This is a genomic window from Mangrovicoccus ximenensis (assembly GCF_003056725.1).
In the GTDB taxonomy this organism is placed as follows: domain Bacteria; phylum Pseudomonadota; class Alphaproteobacteria; order Rhodobacterales; family Rhodobacteraceae; genus Mangrovicoccus; species Mangrovicoccus ximenensis.
Genome location: NZ_QBKZ01000015.1, coordinates 624,883 through 640,159 on the forward strand (window position 1 = coordinate 624,883; position 15,277 = coordinate 640,159).

16 protein-coding genes and 2 pseudogenes are annotated in these 15,277 nt (G+C 68.9%); 6 read left to right on the plus strand and 12 right to left on the minus strand.

What is annotated here, in order from left to right:
- Nucleotides 1-125 precede the first annotated feature (125 nt).
- The 4 genes from soxB to soxY all read right to left on the minus strand — a co-directional run bounded on the left by soxB (nucleotide 126) and on the right by soxY (nucleotide 3,544).
- Complete coding sequence (gene soxB, locus C7T91_RS19035; protein ID WP_108260594.1) at nucleotides 126-1,817, minus strand: thiosulfohydrolase SoxB; 1,692 nt, start codon at nucleotides 1,815-1,817, stop codon at nucleotides 126-128.
- A gap of 64 nt (nucleotides 1,818-1,881) precedes the next feature.
- Nucleotides 1,882-2,730 (minus strand): sulfur oxidation c-type cytochrome SoxA, encoded by an 849-nt coding sequence (gene soxA / locus C7T91_RS19040; RefSeq protein WP_108260595.1) that lies wholly within the window; start codon nucleotides 2,728-2,730, stop codon nucleotides 1,882-1,884.
- Between the two features lie 55 nt (nucleotides 2,731-2,785).
- The gene (gene soxZ, locus C7T91_RS19045; RefSeq protein ID WP_108260596.1) at nucleotides 2,786-3,112 is read right to left on the minus strand and encodes a thiosulfate oxidation carrier complex protein SoxZ; all 327 of its coding nucleotides are present in this window, start codon (nucleotides 3,110-3,112) and stop codon (nucleotides 2,786-2,788) included.
- 18 nt (nucleotides 3,113-3,130) lie between these two features.
- The gene (gene soxY, locus C7T91_RS19050; protein ID WP_236638331.1) at nucleotides 3,131-3,544 is read right to left on the minus strand and encodes a thiosulfate oxidation carrier protein SoxY; all 414 of its coding nucleotides are present in this window, start codon (nucleotides 3,542-3,544) and stop codon (nucleotides 3,131-3,133) included.
- Between soxY and C7T91_RS19055 the strand changes: the two genes are divergently transcribed.
- A complete protein-coding gene (locus C7T91_RS19055) occupies nucleotides 3,441-4,439 on the plus strand; it encodes an AMP-binding protein (protein ID WP_236638332.1) in 999 nt (332 codons plus the stop codon). The genes soxY and C7T91_RS19055 overlap by 104 nt on opposite strands.
- Before the next feature lie 70 nt (nucleotides 4,440-4,509).
- Here C7T91_RS19055 and lpdA read toward each other — a convergent pair whose 3' ends face one another.
- Both lpdA and C7T91_RS19065 read right to left on the minus strand, forming a co-directional pair.
- Nucleotides 4,510-5,898, minus strand: coding sequence for a dihydrolipoyl dehydrogenase (gene lpdA / locus C7T91_RS19060; RefSeq protein ID WP_108260599.1), 1,389 nt, complete (start codon nucleotides 5,896-5,898; stop codon nucleotides 4,510-4,512).
- Between the two features lie 84 nt (nucleotides 5,899-5,982).
- Nucleotides 5,983-6,273: pseudogene (locus C7T91_RS19065) on the minus strand (MAPEG family protein); the annotation flags it as partial.
- Between the two features lie 142 nt (nucleotides 6,274-6,415).
- On the opposite strand from C7T91_RS19065, the gene C7T91_RS19070 reads away from it, so the two are divergent.
- The gene (locus C7T91_RS19070; RefSeq protein WP_108260820.1) at nucleotides 6,416-8,209 is read left to right on the plus strand and encodes an ABCB family ABC transporter ATP-binding protein/permease; all 1,794 of its coding nucleotides are present in this window, start codon (nucleotides 6,416-6,418) and stop codon (nucleotides 8,207-8,209) included.
- Nucleotides 8,210-8,245: 36 nt separating this feature from the next.
- Here C7T91_RS19070 and C7T91_RS19075 read toward each other — a convergent pair whose 3' ends face one another.
- A complete protein-coding gene (locus tag C7T91_RS19075) occupies nucleotides 8,246-9,154 on the minus strand; it encodes a DMT family transporter (protein WP_108260601.1) in 909 nt (302 codons plus the stop codon).
- A gap of 87 nt (nucleotides 9,155-9,241) precedes the next feature.
- The gene (locus C7T91_RS36195) at nucleotides 9,242-9,385 is read right to left on the minus strand and encodes a hypothetical protein (protein WP_407943309.1); all 144 of its coding nucleotides are present in this window, start codon (nucleotides 9,383-9,385) and stop codon (nucleotides 9,242-9,244) included.
- Here C7T91_RS36195 and C7T91_RS19085 point away from each other — a divergent pair.
- Nucleotides 9,324-10,766 (plus strand): hypothetical protein, encoded by a 1,443-nt coding sequence (locus C7T91_RS19085; protein WP_236638373.1) that lies wholly within the window; start codon nucleotides 9,324-9,326, stop codon nucleotides 10,764-10,766. The two genes, C7T91_RS36195 and C7T91_RS19085, sit on opposite strands and share 62 nt — an antisense overlap.
- A gap of 180 nt (nucleotides 10,767-10,946) precedes the next feature.
- On the opposite strand, the gene C7T91_RS19090 is transcribed toward C7T91_RS19085, so the two are convergent.
- Genes C7T91_RS19090 through C7T91_RS19100 form a run of 3 tightly spaced genes read right to left on the minus strand, consistent with a single transcriptional unit; the run spans nucleotide 10,947 to nucleotide 12,349 of the window.
- Nucleotides 10,947-11,543 carry a YeeE/YedE thiosulfate transporter family protein gene (locus C7T91_RS19090; RefSeq protein ID WP_108260604.1) on the minus strand — a complete coding sequence of 199 codons (597 nt, stop codon included), beginning with the start codon at nucleotides 11,541-11,543 and terminating at the stop codon, nucleotides 10,947-10,949.
- A 19-nt stretch (nucleotides 11,544-11,562) separates the two neighbouring features.
- Complete coding sequence (locus C7T91_RS19095; protein ID WP_108260821.1) at nucleotides 11,563-11,919, minus strand: ArsR/SmtB family transcription factor; 357 nt, start codon at nucleotides 11,917-11,919, stop codon at nucleotides 11,563-11,565.
- Nucleotides 11,920-11,974: 55 nt separating this feature from the next.
- The gene (locus C7T91_RS19100) at nucleotides 11,975-12,349 is read right to left on the minus strand and encodes a hypothetical protein (RefSeq protein WP_236638334.1); all 375 of its coding nucleotides are present in this window, start codon (nucleotides 12,347-12,349) and stop codon (nucleotides 11,975-11,977) included.
- Nucleotides 12,350-12,441: 92 nt separating this feature from the next.
- On the opposite strand from C7T91_RS19100, the gene C7T91_RS19105 reads away from it, so the two are divergent.
- The 3 genes from C7T91_RS19105 to soxX all read left to right on the plus strand — a co-directional run bounded on the left by C7T91_RS19105 (nucleotide 12,442) and on the right by soxX (nucleotide 14,320).
- Entirely contained in the window at nucleotides 12,442-13,179 is a 738-nt protein-coding gene (locus C7T91_RS19105; protein WP_108260605.1) for a cytochrome c biogenesis CcdA family protein, read from the plus strand.
- Nucleotides 13,180-13,196: 17 nt separating this feature from the next.
- A complete protein-coding gene (locus tag C7T91_RS19110; protein ID WP_108260606.1) occupies nucleotides 13,197-13,748 on the plus strand; it encodes a thioredoxin family protein in 552 nt (183 codons plus the stop codon).
- A 98-nt stretch (nucleotides 13,749-13,846) separates the two neighbouring features.
- Nucleotides 13,847-14,320: a sulfur oxidation c-type cytochrome SoxX gene (gene soxX, locus C7T91_RS19115; protein WP_108260607.1), complete on the plus strand. Its 474-nt coding sequence runs from the start codon at nucleotides 13,847-13,849 to the stop codon at nucleotides 14,318-14,320.
- 222 nt (nucleotides 14,321-14,542) lie between these two features.
- Here soxX and C7T91_RS39680 read toward each other — a convergent pair.
- Nucleotides 14,543-14,995: pseudogene (locus C7T91_RS39680) on the minus strand (class I SAM-dependent methyltransferase); the annotation flags it as partial.
- Nucleotides 14,996-15,277: the final 282 nt, after the last annotated feature.

The window sequence follows — 15,277 nt, forward strand, 5'->3', positions numbered from 1 at the left end:
GATGCCGGTGCCGTCGGCGGCGGCGATGGCCGGCCAGTGCCGCGCCCGAGGCGGCGGCGGCGCCGAGGAAAGCGCGGCGGGCGGGATCGTGGGTCTTGTCGGTCTTGCTCATCGCTTGCCTCCTTTCAGGTGCCGGTGACGGTGACGGTGTCGGAAAGCTCGCGCCTGACGGTGCCGAGCTTGCGGATGTGATCCGCGACCACGTCCCAGATCTGCGGGCCTTCGGTATCCTGGTTGACGCTGGCCCAGCCGCCGACCGTGTAGGTCTTGGCCGCGTCCAGTGCCTCGCCGGTATCGGCCAGCGCCAGCCGGCTGATCCGGCTGCCGATCGGCGCCGAGACGTCGATCGCGTAGGAGAGCCCGCCGACCCTCACCATGTCGCCGCCCTGCTGGTAATAGGGGTCGGTGTTGAAGATGTTGTCGGCCACGTCCTCCATGATGAGCCGGAGCTGCGCGCCGGTCATCTCGGTGCGGTAGCATTCGCCATAGGTCATGGCGGTGGCGTTCAGCAGATCCTCGAAGGTGATCGGATCGCCCGGGAGCAGAGTCGGTCCCCAGCGCACGCCGGGGCTGAGCGCGATCTGCACGTCGCGCTCGGCGCGGACCGCGTCGCAGATCACGTCGTCCCAGGTGCCGTTGAAATTGCCGCGGCGGTAGAGCAGGCTTTCGGCGGTGCCCAGCACTTCGGACATCTCGGCCTGGTAGGGCGCGCGGTGGCTGTCGATCAGAGCAGCCATCTCCGCGTCGGGCGTGATCACGTCCGAGAAGACCGGGATCAGCTTGTGGCGGTAGCCCATCATCTGCCCGTCGCGGATGTCGAGATCGACGCGCGAGACGAACTTGCCGTTCGAGCCGCTGGCGATGATGATGGTCTGGCCGACCAGCACCGGCTCGGGGATGGCGTCATGGGTATGGCCCGACAGGATCACGTCGATGCCCGAGACCTGCGCGGCCATCTTGTGGTCGGTATCGAAGCCGTTATGGCTGAGGCAGACGACCAGGTCCGCCCCGGCAGCGCGGGCCTCGTCGACGATCTCCTGCATGCGTTCCTGGCGGATGCCGAAGGAGTATTCCGGGAACATCCAGCCCGGATTGGCGATCGGCATGTAGGGGAAGGCCTGGCCGATCACCGCGACCTGCGCGCCGCCGCGCTCGAACATCGCGAAGGCGTCGAAGGCGGGCTCGTCCCATTCCGCGTCGAAGATGTTGGCGCCGAGGAAGGGGAAGGGCAGGGCGGCGACGATCTCGTTGACGCGCTCGGAGCCGTAGGTCCATTCCCAGTGGCTGGTCATCGCCTCGACGCCCAGGAGGTTCATCGCGTCGACCATGTCCTGGCCGCGGGTCCTGAGCGAGGTCCAGCTGCCGTGCCAGGTATCGCCGCCATCGAGCAGGATGGCCCCGGGGCGGGCGGCGCGGATCGCCTTGACGACGGTCGCCACCCGGTCGAGCCCGCCCATCTTGCCGTAGCCGCGGGCGAGCGCGGCGAAATCGTCCGAGCTCATTGCATAGGCGTCGGCGCTGCCCGGCGCGATGCCGAAATGGTCGAGGAACGCCTTGCCGGTCAGATGCGGCGGGCGGCCCCTGGCGTCGCCGACGCCGAGATTGACCGAAGGTTCGCGGAACCAGACGGGCTTCGTCTGGGCATGGATGTCAGTGACATGGATCAGCGTGACATTGCCGAAATCGTCGAATTGCAGCAGCTGGTCCTGGCTCAGCGCCTGCTGGGCGGCGAGGCGGCCCCAGCGTCCATGGCCGGACGCGCCGAGCAGGGCGGAGGCGGCAAAGCCCGCCTGGATGAACTCGCGGCGCGAGATCATGGCAATACTCCGTGTTTGCAGGGGAGGGGGAGGCACCGGCTCGGAGGCCGGTGCCGGACAGGGCCTAGGGCCGGACGGCGACGCCTTCGACGGCGAGGCCCTGGCCGCGCGAGGCGACGTAAAGTTCCAGCGCGCGGAACTCGTCCGAGCCTTCCTTGAAGGTCTCGGCGCGGGTGTCGCGGATGCAGCCCTTGAAGCGGTTGTGGATCGGGATGATCCCCGCCTGTTTCAGCCGGTAGGTCGGGAACCCGCTGATCTGGCCCTGGCTGAGATGGTCGGCGCGGATGTAGTTGCCGTTGTTGTCCTCGTGGCAATTCGCGCAGGAGAGCTCCAGCTGGCCGTAGCGGGTGTAGTACATCTCCTTGCCCTGCTCCCAATACGGGGCGGCGGGCCCGTCGATCGCGACATTGACCGGCATGCCTCGCGACTGCACCGACAGCGCGACGGTCATCGCCTTCATCGGCTCGGAGGTCCAGCCCCAGGCCTCGGCGCCCATCCGTTCGGTGCGGCAGGAATTGACGTAGTCCTCCATGCTCCACAGCGTGCCGCCGGCATTCACCTTGGGCATCGAGGCGCGCACGCCCTTCATCGAGGAGATGTCCTCGTGGCAGGAGGCGCAGGCCTTGCCCTCGCTGCCGTCGACCTGGTCCCAGAGCTCCAGCCCGGCATCGGCGGCGATCATGCCGGGATTGTCGAAATCGTCCATCTCCATCGCGCGGGTCGCCGGGTCGCGGTAGAGCCAGCCGGACAGCAGCTCCGGCAGCGCGCCGTCCAGGTGGTCCGGGGCCGGGGCGCGGGTCGCCAGGGTTTCCTCTCCGTTGATGACCAGCACGGCCTCCAGATCCGGATCGGCAAGGGCCGCGCCCGCAAGGCCGATCGCCAGGACGGCGAGGCTCAGGCGATGCATCTTCATGTTGTGCTCCTCCCTTGGGTGGAGCCGTCCGCCTCCCCGCGGACGGCCCTGCCTGTCACGCGACGGTAATGCTCTGGGTGTCCTCGTAGACAGAGCCGTCATCGTCGGTCCAGGTGAACTTGAATTCCCCCGTCTGCCCGACCTTGGCGTCGAACTCGAAATAGGGATTGGTCGCCACCGAGGGGTCGATGGCCACGTCGATCACCAGCTCGCCGGCGAATTCGCAGGTGAAGCGGTTGATGATCTGGCGCGGGATGAGGTTTCCGTCCTTGTCCTTGCGCTGGCCGGATTCCATCGGGTGCGAGATCAGGGTCTTGATCGTCACCACTTCGCCGGCCGAGGCCGTCTTCGGGACTTTCACGCGGGGTTTGACGCCTTCCATGGTCCTGTTCTCCTCCGTTCAGCCGCCGCAGCCGCCGATGGTGACCTTCACGGTCGCGCTGGTCTTCACGAAGCTGCCATCGGCCATCTTCGCCACCGCCACCACGTCCTGGGTCTTGGCCAGGCGGATGCGGGTCGAGGCCGATTGCGATCCGGCGGCAGGGCCGAAGCTGAAGGTGCAGACTTCGGGCGAGGGGTTCCCGGCCGCGAAGAGCGAGATCGAGGCGGCGCCGGGCGCGGAGACCGCGATCGGCACGGTGTTGCCGTTCTCGGCGATTTCCGGCGCGGTCAGCGTGATTCCGCCGCCCTCGGCGACGTCGGCGCCCCCGGTGAAGGCGGCCATCGCCTCCTCGAGCGCCGCGGCCTTCCGGATGCAGGCCGCGGCGCCCTGGGTCAGCCCGGCCGCGGGAACCGGGGCGATCGAATGCGCCACCTCGGGCAGCAGCGGCAGCCCGAAGGTCATCCGCCGCAGCCTGGCCTCCTGGCAGGCGAGCTTCGAGGTCAACCGGGCGCTCTTCGGCTTCGCCCCCGGCGACGGCATCGCCGTGCTCGGCGCGCTGAGCCACTCTCTGGCGCTCTACGGGCTGATGGAAGGGCTGCATTGCGGGCTGGACGTCCATCTCCTGCACGGCCTCCGTCCCGCCGCCCAGACAGCCCGGCTGCAGGAGGGCAGGGCCAGCGTGATCTATGCGACCCCGACGCAGCTGCGCCTCCTGTCGGGGCCGCCGGTCCGCTCGGTCCGCCTGGTGCTCTGCGGCGGCGGCAGCCTCGATGCCGCGGCCAGGGCCTCGGCGGCAGCCCTGTTCCCGGAGGCGGCGCTGCATGAATTCTACGGCGCCTCCGAAACCAGCTTCATCACGCTTGCCGATGCCGGGACGCCGCCCGGCTCGGTCGGCCGCCCCTATCCCGGGGTGACGCTCGAGATCCGGAACCCCGCGGATGGCGTCGGCGAGGTCTGGGTCAAAAGCCCTTATCTCTTCGAGGGATACGCCGAGGGCGACAGTCCGGCGACCCGCCGCGACGGCGCCTTCCTGACGGTGGGCGAACTCGGCCGGCTCGATGCACAGAGCCATCTCCACCTGGCCGGGCGACGCGACCGGATGGTGACCATTGCCGACCGCAACGTCCATCCCGAAGCACTGGAACGGTTCCTCGCCGGGCATCTGTCTCCGCGCCTGTCGGCGGTGGCAACCCGGCCGGACCCGCTGCGCGGCCACGTGCTGACTGCCTATGTCGAGCGCGGGACCGGCCCGCAGGACGAGGCCGCGCTGCGCCGTGACATCGCCGCCGAGCTCGGCGTCTCCCCGCCGGGGAGAGGGCCGGGGTGAGGGGGCCTCCGGCAGAAACGAAAACGCCCGCCTTCCGGCGGGCGTTCGCGTTTCCGGGATGCGGCCCCGATCAGGAGTGGATCGGGCCGTCGCCGCAGGCCAGCGCGGCTTCGCGCACGGCTTCGGAGAAGGTCGGGTGCGCATGGCAGGTCAGGGCGATGTCCTGGGCCGCGGCGCCGAATTCCATGCCGACGCAGATCTCGTGGATCAGCTCGCCTGCCGACGGGCCGATGATGTGGCAGCCCAGGATCCGGTCGGTTTCCTTGTCGACCAGCATCTTGACGAAGCCGTCGGAGGCGAAGACGGCCTTGGAGCGGCCATTGCCCATGAAGGAGAACTTGCCGACCTTGTAGGCCTTGCCCTCTTCCTTCAGCGCTTCCTCGGTCTTTCCGACCGAAGCGACCTCCGGCCAAGTGTAGATCACGCCCGGGATGACGTCGTAATTCACGTGGCCATGCTTGCCCGCGATCACCTCGGCGACGGCCATGCCCTCGTCCTCGGCCTTGTGCGCCAGCATCGGGCCCTCGATCGCGTCGCCGATGGCATAGATGCCCGGCACCGAGGTCTGCCAATGCGCGTCGGTGGCGACCTGGCCGCGCTTGGTCATCTCGACGCCGATCTCGGCCAGGCCCAGCCCGTCGGTGAAGGGCTTGCGGCCGGTGGCGACCAGCACGACATCGGCCTCGACCGTGTGCTCGCTGTCATCCTTCTTCAGCTTGTAGGTGACGGTCGCGCCGCCCTCCTTCGGGGTGGCCGACTGCACGGCGGCGCCCAGCACGAAGTTGAAGCCCTGCTTCGACAGCAGCTTCTGGAACTGGCGGGCGACTTCGGCATCCGCGCCGGGGGTGATCGCGTCGAGATATTCGATCACGGTCACTTCCGCGCCGAGACGGGCATAGACCGAACCCATCTCGAGACCGATCACGCCGGCGCCGATGACGACCATCTTCTTCGGCAGTTCGGCCAGTTCCAGCGCGCCGGTCGAGGTCACCACGGTCTTCTCGTCGACCTCGACGCCCGGCAGCGAGGCGGGCACGGAGCCGGAGGCGATGATGATGTTCTTGGCGGTGTAGGTCTTGTCGCCGACCTGCACTTCGCCCGCCTTCGGGATCGAGCCCCAGCCTTTCAGCCAGTCGATCTTGTTCTTCTTGAACAGGAACTCGATGCCGCCGGTGTTCGACTTGATCACGTCGTCCTTGTAGGCCTTCATCTGCGGCCAGTCGATTTCGGCCTCGCCGGTCTTGATGCCCATCTTGGCGAAGTTCTCGTGCATCTCGTGCACTTCGTGCGACGCATGGAGCAGGGCCTTGGAGGGGATGCAGCCGATGTTGAGGCAGGTGCCGCCGAGGGTCTCGCGGCCTTCGACGCAGGCGGTCTTCAGGCCCAGCTGGGCGCAGCGGATCGCACACACATAGCCGCCGGGGCCGGCGCCGATCACGATCACATCATAGTCTGCCATTCTTTCCTCCTGGCGAAACATTGGGGCGTGGCGTTTCGGTATACTAATGTCTACAAGCAGCAGACGCCACCGGGTTTACAGATGTCAAAAGAGCACGGCCAGCAGCATGACAACCGTGGCCGCCCATCCCGCCGACCAGATGCAGGAACGCCACGGTACAAGGCCGAAATAGTAGGCCGGGACATAGAGAATCCGCGCCGCGAGGTAGATCCAGCCGCAGGCGGCGGTCAGTGCGGTGCCGCTATCCGAGAGCGTCACGGCAGTGACGGCGACGGCGAACAGGATCAGCCCTTCGAAATGGTTCTGCAGCGCGCGGGCCAGCCGCCCGGTGCGCGGGCTGACGCGGTCGGCCAGCGGGCCGTCATCGCGCGGGCCCAAGACCGGCCGGGCGGTCTAGCGTCGCCGGGCCAGTCCGCCGGAGCCAGCCTTGAGATCCTCGTCCTTCCCCGCCGCCCGTGGCGCCGCCGCCCTTCCTGCCGATGCTGCCGAACCCGCCGCCGAAGCTTCCCCGCGCGCGATCTTCGCTCGGGTCGGCCCCTATCTCTGGCCCAGGGACCGCCCCGGCTTCCGCCTGCGGGTGGTGCTGGCAGTGCTTTGCCTCGTCGCCGCAAAGCTCGTGGGCGTGGGGACGCCGCTGCTCTACAAGGCGGCGGTCGACCGGCTTTCGGGCGAGGGCGTCTCCACCCTGGCGCTGGGCGCCGTCGGGCTGACCGTCGCCTATGGCATGGCGCGGCTGATGACGGTGGGGTTCCAGCAGCTTCGCGACGTGATCTTCGTGCGGGTCGGCCAGCAGGCGCTGCGCGAGGTGGCGGTGGAGACGTTTTCGCATATCCACCGGATGAGCCTGCGCTACCACATCACCCGCAAGACCGGCGGGCTGAGCCGCGTCATGGAGCGCGGCGTCAAGGGCATCGAGTTCCTGCTGCGCTTCATGCTGTTCTCGATCGGGCCCTTGGTGCTGGAGCTGTCGCTGATCTGCGCCGTGCTCGTGACGATGTTCGATGTCTGGTATCTGGTGGCGGTGGCGGCCACGCTGGCGGCCTACATGGCCTTCACCTTCCGCGTCACGCAATGGCGGCTGGGGCTCCGGCGCGAGATGAACGCGCAGGACCAGGATGCGAACCAGAAGGCGATCGACAGCCTGCTGAATTTCGAGACAGTGAAGTATTTCGGCGCCGAGGCCCGCGAGGCGGACCGCTATGACCGCGCGATGGAGGCCTATATCGGCGCCGCGGTGAAATCCTCCTATTCGCTTTCGGCGCTGAATTTCGGCCAGTCCTTCCTGATCACTGCCGGGCTCGTCGCGGTGATGGTCATGGCGGCGCTGGGCGTGGAGCGCGGGGCGCTGACCGTCGGCGATTTCGTCATGGTCAATGCCTACATGATCCAGGTGATCCAGCCGCTGAACTTCCTCGGCAGCGTCTATCGCGACATCCGCCAGAGCTTCGTCGACATGGGGGCGATGTTCCACATGCTCGACCAGCCGCCGGAAGTGGCCGACAAGCCGGGGGCGCCTGCGCTGCGCGTGCCCGCGGGGGAGGTCCGCTTCGAGGGGGTGGACTTCGGCTATGACCCGGCGCGGCCGATCCTGCACGGGCTGAGCTTCGCCGCCGCGCCGGGCGAGACCGTGGCGCTGGTCGGGCCCTCGGGCGCGGGGAAAAGCACCATCGGGCGGCTGCTGTTCCGGTTCTACGACGTGACCGGCGGGCGGGTGGCGATCGACGGGCAGGATGTCCGCGACGTGACGCAGGACAGCCTGCATGCGCAGATCGGCGTGGTGCCGCAGGACACTGTGCTGTTCAACGACACGCTGCTCTACAACATCGCCTATGGGCGTCCCGATGCGACGCGGGCCGAGATCGAGGCGGCGGCCGAGGCAGCCCAGCTCGGCGCTTTCGTTGCCGGTCTGCCCGAGGGCTATGCCACGCAGGTGGGCGAACGTGGGCTCCGGCTGTCGGGGGGCGAGAAGCAGCGCGTGGGGATCGCCCGGACCATCCTGAAGAACCCGCCGATCGTGCTTCTCGACGAGGCGACCAGCGCGCTCGACACGCAGACGGAACGCGACATCCAGGGGGCGCTGAAGGCGATGGGACGCGGGCGCACGGTGCTGACCATCGCGCACCGGCTCTCGACGGTGGTCGATGCCGACCGCATCCTGGTGCTGGAGGCAGGGCGCGTGGTGGAGCAGGGCCGCCACGGCGAGCTGCTGGCAGCGGGCGGGCGCTATGCGGCGCTCTGGGCGGCACAGGCCGAAGCGGGCGCGGCCCGGCCCAACGGGAAGAGGCGGCCCGCGCAGCGGGCCGTCCGATGACGGGCGGGAGCGCCCCGGAGCCGCAGGACGGCCGGGCTAGCGGACCAGCTTCACCTTGGCCTGGGCGATCTTCAGCCGGTGTTCGCGCCAAGCCAGCGCCAGGCCCGAGATCACCACCAGGACCGCGCCGATGATCATCTGCGTCGTCGGGATGTCCGAGAAAGCGACATAGCCGACGATGATCGCCAGCACGATGGAGATGAATTCGAAGCTCGCGATCACCGCGGCATCGGCATGGCGGTAGCTGGCGGTCAGCAGGATCTGCCCGGCGCCGCCGAGAAGTCCCGCGCCGATCAGCGCCCAGAGCACCGGACCTTCGGGCATCACCCAGCCGAAGGGCAGGGTCAGCAGCGACAGCGCCGTGGTGGTGGCGGTGAAATAGAACACGATTGCCGCGATGTGCTCGGTCTTGGTCAGGTGGCGCACGGTGATCTGCGCCAGCGCGGCGAAGACCGTGGCGGTGAAGACCGCAAGCGCGCCGAAGGCCATGCCCAGATCGCCGCCGCCGTTGAGCGCGGTCAGCCGCGGCTGCATCACGACCAGCACGCCGGCAAGCCCGGTCAGCACGGTGATCACGCGGAACACCCGCACCGGCTCGCCGAGGAACATCGCCGCGAAGATCGTCACGAAGATCGGCGTGGCATAGAAGATCGCCGTCACCTCGGGCAGCGGCAGGAAGCTGAGGCCGAGGAACATCAGCCCCATCGCCGTGCCGCCCACGAGGCCGCGCCAGAGATGGCCGACCGGGCGCTCGGTCTTCAGCCCGACGGCCAGTTCGCGGCGCATCGCCAGCCAGATCAGCAGCGGCGGGAAGGCGAAGAGCGAGCGGAAGAACACGGCCTCGCCGGGAGGCACGGTGTCGGAGGCGTATTTGACGAGGGCGGACATCGCCGTCATCAGGAAGACGGAGGCGATTTTCAGCAAGATGCCGGTGATCGGGGACATGGGGAACTCTCTGCAGACCCTCCCATGCCTAGACCTCCCGCTCAAATGTGAAAACCCGTCTTACCTGTGTACATGGCTGCCATGCGTTCAGATCATGCGGTCGGGCAGCTGCCAGCCGCGCAGCAATTCGGCGGCGTCCATCGGCCGCTTGCCCGGACGCTGCGCCAGGGTGATCTCGACTGCGCCCGTGCCGCAGGCGATGCGCAGCCCGCCGAGCCGGGCGCCCGGCACCGACAGCAGCGTCGCGGCCGCCGGGCCGGAACAGCGGGTCAACGCCTTCACCGCCGGGGAGCAGCACGAGGCGCATGTCGCCCGGCTGGCCGATGGCGGCACGGTGGTGACCTGGCGGTCGGTCTCGCAGGACACGCCCGACGGCGGCTTCGGCGTCTTCGCGCAGCGCTACGACGCCTCGGGCGCCAAGGCAGGCGGCGCGTTCCAGGTCAACACCCTTGCGGAGGGCAGCCAGTACAATCCGATGGCGGCCGGGCTCGAGACCGGCGGCTTCGTCATCGCCTGGCGCGACGACAATGCCGCATCGGACGGCAGCGGCGTCTCGGTGCAGGCGCAGATCTTCGATGCGGCGGGCCAGCCTGCCGGCGAGGCCTTCACGGTCAATACCGAGACCGCCAGCAGCCAGCTGCATCCGGCCCTCGTGCAGATCCCGGGCGGATTTGCCGTGGCCTGGGCCAGCGCGGGCCAGGACGGCAGCGGCTACGGCACCTACATGGCGCGCTTTGCCAATGACGGCACCCGGATCTCGCCGGAGCAGCAGGTCAGCCAGGACACCCAGAACGACCAGTACCTGCCGCGCATCGCGGGTTTTGCCGATGGCGGCACGGTGACGGTCTGGACCTCGAACGCAGCCGCCGCCGGGCAGGGCGACGGTTCGGGCTGGAGCATCTGGGCCCGCGTCCATGCGCCCCTCGGCGGAGCTGGGGCTGGCGCGCCGGAAACCGTGCAGATCGCGGTCAACGCCACCACCTCGGGATCGCAGTACCGCCCGGATGTGGCGACCTTCGCCGATGGCCGCTTCGTCACGGTCTGGGAAGACCAGTCGGGCAATGACGGCAGCGGCTACGGCGTCTTCGCGCGGATCATGAACCGCGACGGCAGCCCGGCCGGGGACGAGTTCCGGGTCAACGGCGTGACTGCGGGCCAGCAATCCGATCCGAAGGTCGCGGTGCTGGAGGACGGCCGCTTCGTGGTGGTCTGGTACGATGCCTCCGCGTCCGAACCGGGCGGCAACGGCCAGTCCATCCAGGGCCAGCTCTATGGCAGCGACGGCAGCCGGATCGACGGGCCCTTCCTGGTGAACGAGGCCTCGGGCCTCACCCAGAACGGACCCGAGATCGCGGCGCTGCCCGGCGGCGGATTCCGCGTGGTCTGGTCCTCGAACGGCCAGGACGGCAGCGGCTACGGCGTCTATGCCCGCGACTTCGGGACCGGCGGCGCGGCGCCTCTCTCGGCGCCGCCGGTGCTGGCCGGCGTGTCGGATGCGGCCTTCGCGGAATCCGGGGTGAATGCCGGGCTCGTGCTGCTGGCGCCCGCCCTGTCGCTGAGCGATCCCGATACCGCACCTTCGGCGGCGGCGAGCTGCGGCTCGAACGGCTGACCGGCAATGCCCATGTCGCGGATTATGCGGCGCCCGATGACATGGCCCAGGACCTGCTGGGCATCGTGCCGGGCGGCCAGATCGCGCTCTCGGGCGATGCAGTGCTGTTCGGCGGGACCGAGATCGGCAGGGTCTCGGCGAGCGAGGACGGGCAGGCGGGCCGGCCGCTGTCGGTGGCGCTCAACGGCAATGCCACCCGTGCCGCGGTCGAGGCGCTGGCCGAGGCGCTCGGCTACGGCCGAAGAGCGCCAGCCCGATCAGCGCCGCCGCCAGCGGTTCCGGCAGGCCGGTCGCCGAAGACAGGTTGATGGCGATGCCCGAGGGGGTCTCGGCCTGCGCCTGCGGGAAGAGCGCCAGCCGCAGCGGCGCCAGCGGTCCGGAAAGCGCCGCGAAGCCCGAGATCGCCGTCACCACGACGATCACCAGCGAGCGCATGTCGCCGCTGCCGAAGCGGGCCAGCGCGCCGAAGCCGCAATTCCCCGCCATCGCCATGCCATAGCCGAAGAGCAGCCCGCCGCAGATGCTGGCGAGCGGGTTCCAGGCCATGGCGCGGTAGATCGAGGCGTCGAGATCCGCCCAGCCCGCGAAGCCCGCCGCCTGGGTGGCGAGGATGGCGGTGCCGAGCACGATGCCCCATTGCCGGAGCCGCCGCCGGTCCGAGCCGTAGAGCGCGTGTTCGATCGCGCCGAGCGTGCAGAAATTCCCGAATCTGGCGGCCAGTCCCAGCACGCCTCCGGCGGCGAGCCCTGCGAGGGCCGCCAGCATCGCGTCCGTCATGCCGTCCTCCCAGCGGCGGTCAGACCGCCCCGGCGCCGTCCCCTGCCGCGCCGTCGGTCCCGCCGAACAGACTATCGAGCAGCCCCGCCACCGCAAGCACCTTCTCGTCGAGGATCGAATAGTAGATCTGCTGGCCGTCGCGGCGGGCCTGCACCAGCCCCTCCATCCTCAGCCGCGCGAGCTGCTGGCTGACAGCGGCCTGGCGGCTGGACAGCAGCGTTTCCAGCTGGGTGACGCTCTTCTCGCCGCCCGCCAGATGGCACAGGATCAGCAGGCGCCCCTCATGGCCGAGCGCCTTGAGGAAGGTCACCGCCTCTTCGACGCTGGCCACGATCGCGGCCAGTTCGGGCGGCGCGGCAGGCGTGTCCGGGGTCATGGCGGCGTCCTCCGCGCGCGGTTGCGCGAAGCGGCCGAACCTTGCTGCGATGGCATCACTCATGACCGGTCTCCGCAATCATCTTGCCGAGAAGCCCCCAGAAGAAAGCTTCGCCGGGATAACCTTCCATTCTGCCGATTTCCGCCCCGTCCGCAAGCAGGATGAAGGTCGGCGTGAAGGCCGCGGGGCGCTCGAGCGACACGCCCTCCGGAAGGGGACCACGGAAATCGGTTTCCCGCAAGGGCGCTGTGCGGCCTTCGCCGGTTTTCGGATAGACCGCTCCGATCTCGCGGTCCCATTGCAGGCAATAGCCGCAGCCGTCCTGCCGGATCATGAGCAGGGCCAGCTCCGCCGCCGGTGCCGGTGCCGGTGCCGACGCGGCAAGGGCGAGGCAGGCGGCGAGCGCGAAGGACGGGATGCGGGCGGCCATTGACGACTCCTGATGGATATATGAATATCATAATGTCTCGACCTTCCGGCGGCAAGCGCCGGGGTCCGGGCCGGGCCGGGGAGGGCCCCGGCATGTTCGACATCACCCTGGGCGGCGCCGCGCTGGCGGGCCTGCTGTCTTTCCTGTCGCCCTGCATCCTGCCGATGGTGCCGTTCTATCTGAGCTACATGGCCGGGCTGTCGATGCAGGAACTGCGCGGCACCGGGACGATCGCCGCCGGCGCACAGCGGCGGCTGGTCTTCTCGGCCATCGCCTTCGCGCTCGGCGTGACGACGATCTTCGTGCTGCTCGGCCTCGGCGCCACCGCGCTCGGCTCGCTCTTCATCCGGTGGAAGGACGCGCTGTCCTGGGCGGCGGCGGGCGTTCTGGCGGTCTTCGGGCTGCATTTCCTCGGAATCCTCCGCCTGCCCTTCCTCTACCGCGAAGCCCGGATCGAGGCCGGAACCGATCCCTCGAGCATGTTCGGCGCCTATGTGATGGGGCTGGCCTTCGGCTTCGGCTGGACGCCCTGCGTCGGGCCTGCGCTGGCGGCCATCCTGTTCGTCGCCTCGGGCACCGGCGACCTGACGCGCGGCGCCACGCTGCTGCTGGTCTACGGGCTCGCCATGACCCTGCCCTTCGTGCTCGCCGCGTTTTTCGCGCGGCCCTTCCTCGGCTTCGTCGCGCGCCACCGCCGCGCCTTCGGCCATGTCGAGAAGGCGATGGGCGCGATGCTGATCGTCTTTGCCATCCTGATCGCCACCGGCCAGGTCAACCTGATCGGCCAGTGGCTGCTCGAGAATTTCGACTGGAGCGCCACGCTCGCCTGATTGCACGGGAGACAGACATGAAGACCCTGATTGCCGCGACCCTGGCCGCCGTCCTGGCCATCCCCGCCATGGCCGAGGTGCCTGTCGGCGATGACGGGCTGCACAAGCCCGACTGGCTGCAGGACACGTTCAAGGACCTGCGCGAAGACCTCGGCGAGGCCAATGCCGAAGGCAAGCGGCTGATGCTGATCGTCGAACAGCGCGGCTGCCTCTACTGCGCCCGGATGCACGAGGAGGTCTTCCCCGACCCGGAGATCGACGCGCTGATCCGCGAGCATTTCTTCGTCGTGCAGATCAACATGTTCGGCCAGACCGAGGTCACCGATTTCGACGGCACCGCAATGGGCGAGAAGGAGATGGTCAAGCGCTGGGGGCTCGTCTTCACGCCCACCCTGATCTTCCTGCCAGAGGAGGTGCCCGAGGGCGAGACGGCGGCCGGAGCCGCAGCGGTGGCCATGCCTGGCGCCTTCGCAAAGGGCACGACAAGGGCATTGATGCAATGGGTGCTCGAGCATGGCTATGACAGCGGCGAGCTTTTCCAGGAATACCTGATCCGCCAGACCCGGTGACGCCTTCGCAGCCGCAGAAACATGCACGGATATGAATATTCTATTGCCAACATGTCGCAGTTCGGTATAGCGTCGGTCCGTGGATAGGGAGGAGATCCATGAGACAGACCGTCTTTCCCCTGGCCGCGGCGGTTGCGCTGGCGGGCAGCTGGGCACTTGCGGACACGCCCCCGGGCGACGTCGGCTATGACGAATACGGCGCCGTCGCGGCCTCGCTGACCGGCGCCCCCGGCAACCCCGAGGACGGCGCAGCCGTGATGTCAGACCGCGGGCTCGGCAATTGCGTCGCCTGCCACCAGGTGTCCTCGCTCAGCGCCGATTTCCAGGGCAATATCGGCCCGCCGCTCGACGGCGCGGGCAGCCGCTGGGCCGAGGCAGAGCTGCGCGGCATCGTGGCGGATGCCAAGCACACCTTCGAGGGCTCGATGATGCCCTCCTTCTACAAGACCGGCCCCTATGAGCGTCCCGGCGACGCCTATACCGGCAAGGCTGCCGAAGGCGCGCTGCCGCCGATCCTGACCGCGGCGCAGATCGAGGATGTCGTGGCCTACCTGGTGACCCTCAAGGAGTGACGGCGCCCGTGCGCCGGAGGAGGAATGGAATGGAACTGACCAGACGCAACACGCTGGCGCTCGGCCTCGGCGGACTTGCCGCCGCCGCTCTGCCGCTGCCGGCGGCGGCCGCGGCGCTCGAGGAGGCGATGGCCTCTGCTTCGGCAGGCCCGGCGCGGCACGGCCGGGCATCAGCGCGAGACGCAGCGCGGCGACCGGACCCGGCCGCGTGCAGGAGAACATCAGCACGCCATGCGGGCGCAGCACGCGCCGGATTTCCGCCAGCAGCGGCGGCAGGTCGAGATCGCGGTCGAAGACATGGTCGCAAAGCACGATGTCGAAATGCCCGTCCCCGAAGGGCAGCGAAGACAGCCTCGCCACCTTGCGGTAGGCGATGCGGTAGCCATGCGCCGCCGAACGCTCCCGCGCGGCATCGATCATCGCCGCGCGCGTGTCGACCGCCGTCACGGAGCAGCCGCGGCGCAGCAGGCCGTCCGCCATGATCCCGGATTCGCATTGCAGCTGGAGCACCGAACTGCCGGCCCAGCGGGCCTCGTTGCCGAGGAACTTGCATTTCACGGGCAGCGCAGCCCGGGCATTCGCCCACCAGCGGTCGGTTTCGCCATAGGTCCCCGGATGGACCTCCGACGCTCCGGAGAGCGCCGCTACCTGCTCTGCTGCCGAAAAATCCTTCATCCGCCACTCCGTTCCACGCCCGCTGCCGCAGCAGCCGTCCGGACTGCCGCGTCCGGATCGCCATCCCCGCCAAACTCCGCTCCGCAGGCGCCGCCAAGGGCCGGAGAGGACCCGGCCCCCTCAGGGCGCAGCGAAGCAATCACGCATTCATCAACAAATCTCGCAACTTCGTGCCGATTAACGCATTCAAGAGATTCAATGAAAAGAAAAAACACGCGGACGTTGCCGTTCCGGCGCAAAATTCCGGCGCGCCGCACAGTCGCGCAGCAGCATCCGACCAAT

What these genes read in the sequence shown, in the direction of transcription:
- soxB (WP_108260594.1), bottom strand. Translation starts at nt 1,817, where the DNA reads ATGATCTCGCGCCGCGAGTTCATCCAGGCGGGCTTTGCCGCCTCCGCC.
- soxA (WP_108260595.1), bottom strand. Translation starts at nt 2,730, where the DNA reads ATGAAGATGCATCGCCTGAGCCTCGCCGTCCTGGCGATCGGCCTTGCG.
- soxZ (WP_108260596.1), bottom strand. Translation starts at nt 3,112, where the DNA reads ATGGAAGGCGTCAAACCCCGCGTGAAAGTCCCGAAGACGGCCTCGGCC.
- lpdA (WP_108260599.1), bottom strand. Translation starts at nt 5,898, where the DNA reads ATGGCAGACTATGATGTGATCGTGATCGGCGCCGGCCCCGGCGGCTAT.
- C7T91_RS19075 (WP_108260601.1), bottom strand. Translation starts at nt 9,154, where the DNA reads ATGTCCCCGATCACCGGCATCTTGCTGAAAATCGCCTCCGTCTTCCTG.
- C7T91_RS19090 (WP_108260604.1), bottom strand. Translation starts at nt 11,543, where the DNA reads ATGACGGACGCGATGCTGGCGGCCCTCGCAGGGCTCGCCGCCGGAGGC.
- C7T91_RS19095 (WP_108260821.1), bottom strand. Translation starts at nt 11,919, where the DNA reads ATGACCCCGGACACGCCTGCCGCGCCGCCCGAACTGGCCGCGATCGTG.
- C7T91_RS19100 (WP_236638334.1), bottom strand. Translation starts at nt 12,349, where the DNA reads ATGGCCGCCCGCATCCCGTCCTTCGCGCTCGCCGCCTGCCTCGCCCTT.
- C7T91_RS19105 (WP_108260605.1), top strand. Translation starts at nt 12,442, where the DNA reads ATGTTCGACATCACCCTGGGCGGCGCCGCGCTGGCGGGCCTGCTGTCT.
- C7T91_RS19110 (WP_108260606.1), top strand. Translation starts at nt 13,197, where the DNA reads ATGAAGACCCTGATTGCCGCGACCCTGGCCGCCGTCCTGGCCATCCCC.
- soxX (WP_108260607.1), top strand. Translation starts at nt 13,847, where the DNA reads ATGAGACAGACCGTCTTTCCCCTGGCCGCGGCGGTTGCGCTGGCGGGC.